The organism is Microcoleus sp., from assembly GCF_049646505.1.
Lineage (GTDB): Bacteria > Cyanobacteriota > Cyanobacteriia > Cyanobacteriales > Microcoleaceae > Microcoleus.
Window position 1 is genome coordinate 1 of the sequence record NZ_JBARVX010000390.1, and the last position, 3,955, is coordinate 3,955.

The following is a 3,955-nucleotide window of genomic DNA, read 5'->3' on the forward strand; positions in this document are numbered from 1 at the left end:
GGCAAACTGTCTGCTAGTCAATTTCGGATTTCAGTTAACAGCTACGAAACCCCAAATCAAAACTACGTGCGGATTCTTGCAGAACAAGGTCAACCGTTAATCCAGCAATTAATTCAAGATAGCGGCATCGAAGATTTTCGCACAGCCATCACCGATTATCTCACCAAAGAAAAGCGCCCGCAACTGTTCAAAAATCTCGCTGACGATTTAGAAGATTTGTGCATTCAACTGCGGAAACAATACCAAACAATCCAGCGGAGTTTGGACAGCCAGCCCCGCGAAATTGAAGCGATGAAAGCCCAAGAACTTTTGCGGTTAAATCAAGAATTGCAGCAAGTTGGACAAGATTTTCGGGAACATATCGCCAAAGAAATCAATGAAATGATTATGAACAAATGCGATATCTTTGACATTGATTTTCGACAACTGCAATCTCGGATGATCCGCCGCTTGGATGAATTGTTAGACGGATTTTCGGTAGAGGCGGCTTACGGACGCACTTTGATGACTCATCCCCGCAATGCTACAGCACCTTTAATTGCTGTTTTAGTGGAAGCGCTTTATTATTTAGCGAATCAGTTGGAAGATATTTTAGTAGAGGCTACTAAGTCACTGATTGATAATTATTTCCAGTATCTGAAAGACAGCGTTCGCAAGTCGGAATACTATCGATTGCTTTATCGGTTGTTGGGGAACGATGGGGGAATTGAACAGCAGTTAGAGGAGTTGTCGCAGCGGGTTTCTAATGCTTTGGTGAATGCGGCGGGCGTGGAGTGCGATCGCTACGTGCGAGAAAGTCCCCGTTTTTACGATGAAGACACTTTTTCGATTTATCAATTCCGGCAAACATTGCAGCAAACATCTCAAGGTTACGACTGCGAAAATATGGTAGATGCCCAGCCTGCTATTCGGCAATTGTTGCGCTTAGATTTTGAACCAAAAGTATCGAAAACAATCCGCCAAACCTTCCGCCAAACTGTGAATAAAACCCTGAAAGATCATTTGTTACCGATGGCAGAAAAACAAGCGGATGATATTTTGCAGAAATACAGTCAAGCCCGCGATTATATCGAGCAAACTTTGGCGCAGGAGGCAGAGGAGAAAATCGCCAGAAACCAGCGGCTGCAAGGGGAGAATGAAGAAAAGATCGAAAAGTACGATCGGGCGGTTTCTGGGATTAATAGCTGTTTGCAGGCGATGAAGTTGCACGAGCATTTGTTGCCTGTAATTGGACAAAATGATGGTGTTGCGATGGATTTTGACGCGAAAGATATTGATTGAAATTATGGCGATCGGAAATCCGGCGATCGGAAATCGCGGCGATTGGAAATCGCCGGGTATCTTTATGGTGTCAATCGTGCTATAATAGCCGACAAATAGCGATCGCCAATCCTATGAACATTCGCCAAAAAGTTCTGATGATAATTGAGCAACTTCCCGATGAGAAGTTAGCAATACTTCTGAACCTAGCGCTTTTCTTGAAAAGTGGGAAAAAACCTGTTCCACCGATGCTTGAATCTCAAGCTTATCAAGATTGGCTGAGTACGGAAAATGACATTTATGACGAAATATTTGCCGATGAACTTACGACGGTGCGGTGACAATCAAATTGGATTAGCTGGTATTATAGTTGAGTCTGTAGTTAGATGCGCGTCCATCTTTACCTCAACAAGTCAATGATTACTCAAAAATAGGTTTAATTATGAATAATGATGACACCGAAGAAATATTTATTGAGTTAGATGATGAAGAAGTTTTGTGGTTGGTCAACGAATGGGAAACTCTCAATAAAGATTTAGGAGTCAACTCCTATTTTAAGCACCCAATTATTAGTAGTGGTCAATTTCAAACTTATCTCAAAAACTCTATTTACCTAGTAGAAAAGATAAGAAATGTGCTATTTGATGAAGGTATAGCAGGTAAAGTTCTTAGGTTTGGTTCTCAAGGATGGCAAAAAGGAAAAATTCGAGTTAAAATATGCGTAGAGTTTTGCCCCGACGAACCAGAAGTAGAAGAAACACCAGAAAACAATCAATTAGAAATTAGCCCGCCAGAATCACCCCTTGATGATTTACGCCGCCAACTACTAAACCCGGAAAATCAACCGCACAATTCATGACTAAAACCCCTAGAATTCGCATTCCACCCGAAGTCAGAAAATACGTATTTACTCGCAACAAATACCAGTGCCAAAGCTGCGGCCAAACCAAACAAGAAACCCAACTGTCGATCGATCATATCATCCCCCTAGGGCGCGGCGGCAGCAACGACATCAGCAACCTACAAACCCTCTGTCGCACCTGCAACCAACAGAAAACCGACAAACTAGACCCCCGCTTCCGGCGACACTTTGACCTGTGATACAGCATTTTTCAGGTAAGTAGGTACTAGCAGAGATAGAGGACACGGCAGTGCCTCCCTACTGCGATCAATTCTCTCTTCTCTTTCTCTGTGTCCTCTGCGCCCTCTGCGGTTAAAAAATCCTACCACCGATAATACCGATAAGGATCGTCCCCATTCTCAAAATCCGCCTTATAATCCCAGTGATAAAACTCCCGACTCGAACCGTTAAATACAGATCCATCCGCCTTAAAAGTCGCCCCTAAATTAGCCAAAATCTGAGCATTTGCCCGAGTTTGCCGCCAGCGAGTAAAACGCAAATAAGTCTTATCATCCGCATTCAAACTGTCCGGGTCAATCTGAGAGAAAATCGCCACGCCCTTGCCAACTTGTACGCGACTTAACAAACCGTCACCACCGATTTCTCCCCCAGACTTAATCAACCAAGTATCATAAAAAGAGCGCGATCGCAAATCCGAACCGCTAACCCCCTTCACCTCATCCCAACTCGGAACCGCCAGCGAACCCCCGAAATCCTTCGCCTGCTGCAAACCCACGCCCAAACCAGCTACAGGCACTTGACGCGGCAAGAAAAACGCCTTTCCGCCAGCATTCAAATAACCCCGCAAATCGGCATCTTTCAGATTCGCTTGAGCCCCCACAATTGTCAAAGCAACATCATTAGAAAGCGCATTAGCCCGCTGATAAATTACCCCCAAACTGTCCAGCTTTTGGGCATCTCCATCTCCCCCAATTAAAACCACCTTATCCGGCTTTCCAAGCAGCGGAGAATTCATCCCGTAACTCATAATTTGTTGGACTAACTGCGCCGCCCCACCATCTGCAGAATAATGGTCTTCCAAATCCAACTCGTTTAAAATCAGCCTTCCTTTTCCGTAATCCAATTCCATCAGCGGCGAATAAGCTAAATCAAACTCAGATTCCAAAATAGGCCGCCAACTGCTGCGGTGCGGCTTCTCAACAGCAGCGCTGCTGACACCGCCGCGATTTCCCCAATGCCAGCCGTACCAAGGCATATTTGCCGGACTCATTCTCGGCGCAGTTTGAATCGTATCTGGATAAGCTTCCACCAGCGTGCTTTCGCCAGTCCAATCCCGCAAATCTTCACTGTCTAAACCGATAACTGCGGGATGGTTGCTATCAACTGGATAAGCGCGGCGGCTGATGTGGCCAGACACCCGGAAACCCATATTTTCCAGCCATTCCTTGCGCTGGGGAAATATAATTGCTTTGCCGCCTCGGAGGACAAAATCTTCTAAACTTCCCGGCAATTTTTCGCCGCTAGAAAACGCTTCCCTACCGATAATTAGTAGGGATGAAACTTGCGAACCGTTCCACGGCACAAGCTGATGGCCTAGCTGTTTTAACATTGCCGATGTTTTGCCCGCCGGATCGAAAATTGCTACTGCATCTTTGATTTTGGCTGAATTGGCAAACACCCGGAAAGTAAATGTATCGGAATGGGGGCGATCGCCCACTCGCGCAGTCAAGCGAATTTCGCCGTCAGTCTTGCCGTAAACGGTATTTGGCAATTTTACGTCTATAGGGAAGAATAGGGTCGTTGCCGGCTTAATAACTCCTTTGTTTTCGCCTT

General features: G+C 45.4%; 3 protein-coding genes and 2 pseudogenes. 4 read left to right on the forward strand and 1 reads right to left on the reverse strand.

Annotated elements, in window-relative coordinates; genetic code table 11:
• From WBA89_RS19545 to WBA89_RS19560, 4 genes and pseudogenes are all read left to right on the forward strand, one after another.
• Positions 1 to 1,281: pseudogene (locus WBA89_RS19545) on the forward strand (dynamin family protein); the annotation flags it as partial.
• Complete coding sequence (locus tag WBA89_RS19550) at positions 1,278 to 1,601, forward strand: hypothetical protein (protein ID WP_424408859.1); 324 nt, start codon at positions 1,278 to 1,280, stop codon at positions 1,599 to 1,601. The pseudogene WBA89_RS19545 and the gene WBA89_RS19550, both read left to right, overlap by 4 nt.
• Positions 1,602 to 1,702: 101 nt before the next feature.
• Positions 1,703 to 2,119 carry a KGK domain-containing protein gene (locus tag WBA89_RS19555; RefSeq protein WP_424408860.1) on the forward strand — a complete coding sequence of 139 codons (417 nt, stop codon included), beginning with the start codon at positions 1,703 to 1,705 and terminating at the stop codon, positions 2,117 to 2,119.
• The gene (locus WBA89_RS19560; protein ID WP_424408861.1) at positions 2,116 to 2,361 is read left to right on the forward strand and encodes an HNH endonuclease; all 246 of its coding nucleotides are present in this window, start codon (positions 2,116 to 2,118) and stop codon (positions 2,359 to 2,361) included. The genes WBA89_RS19555 and WBA89_RS19560 overlap by 4 nt, the downstream gene beginning before the upstream one ends.
• 122 nt (positions 2,362 to 2,483) lie before the next feature.
• On the opposite strand, the pseudogene WBA89_RS19565 reads toward WBA89_RS19560, so the two are convergent.
• Positions 2,484 to 3,955, reverse strand: a pseudogene (locus WBA89_RS19565) (beta-galactosidase); the annotation flags it as partial.